Annotated in this window: 1 protein-coding gene; it reads right to left on the reverse strand. The window is 67.6% G+C overall.

Going from position 1 to position 831, the window contains the following annotated elements; translation table 11 throughout:
- Nucleotides 1–765 (reverse strand): IS5 family transposase gene (locus H9Y04_RS45815; RefSeq protein WP_438818231.1). Its coding sequence is split into 2 segments (ribosomal slippage), with 763 coding nucleotides annotated over them: nucleotides 1–424 and nucleotides 427–765; the frame shifts between segments, so codons are not numbered across the junction. This gene is flagged as partial in the annotation.
- Nucleotides 766–831 lie beyond the last annotated feature (66 nt).

Here is an 831-nt window from a genome sequence, read left to right on the forward strand (position 1 = left end):
GTTTGAGGAAGGCTTCGTGGATGTCGGCCCGGCGTTCCCAGCGGACTCGGGGTCGTCGGAAGCCGTGCAGCCAGGCGAAGGTCCGCTCGACCACCCATCGGTAGACGCCAAGTCCGGTGCCGTGTCGGGTGTTTCGGCGTGCGATGGCTGGCACGATGCCGCGGGCGCGGAGCTGGTCGCGGTAGATGTCATGGTCGTAGCCGCGGTCGGCGAAGAGTGAGTCCGGCTTGCGGCGCGGGCGCCCCACCCGGCCACGGATGGGCGGGATGGCGTCCAGCAGCGGCATCAGCTGAGTGACGTCGTTGCGGTTGCCGCCGGTGAGAATGACCGCGAGCGGAGTGCCGTGACCGTCGGTGATTACGTGATGCTTGGAGCCTGCCCGGCCCCGGTCGACCTGCGATGGGCCCGTGTGGAGCCCCCTTTTAGGGCCCTGATGTGGGAGGAGTCGACCACGCAGCGGGACCAGTCGAGCCGTGCGGCGGCGTTCAGTTCGGCCAGCAGCACTTCGTGCAGCCGTTGCCAGACGCTGGCCTCGTTCCAGTCCCGCAACCGACGCCAGCACGTCATCCCGGAGCCGAATACAAGCTCCTTGGGGAGGTGTTCCCACTGAATGTCTGTGTGCAGGACGTACAGAATCCCGCACAGGACTTGCCGGTCCGGGACGGGCAGGCGGCCGGGGTAGCGGAAGCGGCGCTCCTTCTTCGGCAGCAGCGGCTCGATGCGCTCCCACAGGTCGTCCGGCACGATCCACGGTGAAGTCCCCACGGCCCGGACAACGCACAACTCGCCTTCCAGGCACGGCTACCAGGGCCGATGCACCTCATTGTGTTA

The sequence above is a fragment of the Streptomyces polyasparticus genome, from assembly GCF_014493765.1.
Lineage (GTDB): Bacteria > Actinomycetota > Actinomycetes > Streptomycetales > Streptomycetaceae > Streptomyces > Streptomyces polyasparticus.